2 protein-coding genes are annotated in these 1,759 nt (G+C 69.4%); both read right to left on the reverse strand.

Annotated features, from left to right (window positions below; translation table 11 throughout):
• Positions 1-1,590, reverse strand: a 1,590-nt coding sequence (locus C2L58_RS32105; protein ID WP_103341417.1) for a M28 family peptidase, incomplete at its 3' end; no start/stop codon positions are given.
• A gap of 85 nt (positions 1,591-1,675) precedes the next feature.
• Positions 1,676-1,759, reverse strand: an 84-nt coding sequence (locus tag C2L58_RS51570) for a proprotein convertase P-domain-containing protein (RefSeq protein WP_146073680.1), incomplete at its 5' end; no start/stop codon positions are given.

Genomic DNA, 1,759 nt, shown 5'->3' on the forward strand with positions numbered 1-1,759 from the left:
CCAGGAGGACAGGTAACCGGTGTCGGCCGGGCCGACGTCCTTGATCTGCAGCTTCCACGCGCCGTTCGCGGCCTCCGAGGAGGCGTTGACGGTGTAGGTGGTGTCGAGGTTCGGCGTCGAGTCGCTGCTGGAGTTCTTCAGCCGGTACGCCGTGCCGTCCGGGGCGACCAGGTCGAGGACCAGGTCACCGCGGTAGGTGTGGGTGATGTGCACCTCGACCTTGGTGGCGTTGGACGCGTTGCGCGCGCACCCCGCCACGGTCGCCGGGCTGGTCACCGCGGCCCCCGGGTAGTCCGGGATGTCCAGCCGCGTCGAGTTGGTCACCGGCGCGCAGGACGAGCTGCCGACGCCGAGCGAGAACGTCGCCGTGTGGTCGGCGTTCGCGCCGTCCGCGGTGACCGTGACCGGGAAGGTGCCGGTCGGCGTCGACGCGGACGTCGTGATGGTCAGCGTCGAACTGCCGCCCGAGGAGATGGTGGCCGGGCTGAACGACGCCGTCGCGCCCGCGGGCAGGCCGGAGGCGGACAGCGAAATCGACTGCGCCGAGCCGGACGTCGTCGCGGTGCCGACGGCGACCTGCAGCGACTGTCCCGGTTGGACAGTGCCCGATGACGGGTTCAGCGAGACGGAGAAGTCGTTGCCCTGCGTCGTCGCGACGGCCAGCTTCCACAGCGCGTACCCGATCGCGTCGCTGTTCTTCTCCAGCGGCGGGTCCGGGATGTTCGCCGTCGTGTCGCAGGCGCGGTGGTAGCAGTTGTCGAACGGCGAACCGGCGGTGCCGCCCCACTTCTGCGCCTGCGCCGAGCTCTTGATGTCGCCGGCGCCGGTGGCCAGGCCGCCGACCGGGATGCCCGCGCTCTTGAAGGACGCGTGGTCGGACCGGCCGTCGCCTTCGCTGTCGCCCTCGGTCTGGATGCCGATGGAGGAGAAGTACTCGTCGAAGATCGCCTTCACCGAAGCGACGTCGTCGTAGACGAAGTAGCCCCAGTTCTTCGAGCCGATCATGTCGAAGTTGAGGTAGGTCTTGATCTTCGTGCGCTCGCTGCTCGGCAGGTTGTTGACGTAGTACTTGGAGCCGATCAGGCCGGACTCTTCGTCGGCCCACCAGCCGAACCGGACGCGCTTGGCCATCGCCGGGTTGGTCCGGGCCAGCGTCAGTGCGACCTCGAGGATCGACGCGCTGCCCGAGCCGTTGTCGTTGATGCCGGGGCCGGCGCTGACGGAGTCGAGGTGCGCGCCGAGCATGATGACCTGGCTCGCGTCGCCCTGCGGCCACTCCGCGATGAGGTTCTGCGACTGCCCGAGGCAGCTGGTGCAGGTCTGGCGGGTCGTGGTGTACCCGGCGTTCTTGAGCAGGTTTTCCACATAGGACACCGAGGCCGCGTACCCGCCGCCGCGCGCCGAGCGGGTGCCGCCGTTGTTGTTGGCGATGGTCTGCAGCTGGTTGAGGTGGCCCTTGATGTTGGCCAGCGAGATGTCCGGTGCGGCGAGGGCGGTGGCGGGCGCGGCGGTGGCCGCCGGCGCGCTCACAACGCCCAGCACGGCGGCGAGGGCGGTGACCCCGGCGCCGAGTCGTGTCTTCCACTTCATGGCGGTGAGTTCCTTCGGTGGGGGTTGGGGACAACGACCGTGAAGGCCGCACCTGGCTGGTGCGGCCTTCACGGGGTCGGGGGTGCTACACGGTCAACGTCCAGGAGGACAGGTAACCGGTGTCGGCCGGGCCGACGTCCTTGATCTGCAGCTTCCACGCGCCGTTCGC

Origin of the sequence: Amycolatopsis sp. CA-126428 (genome assembly GCF_002904335.1) — a bacterium.
Taxonomy (GTDB): Bacteria; Actinomycetota; Actinomycetes; order Mycobacteriales; family Pseudonocardiaceae; genus Amycolatopsis.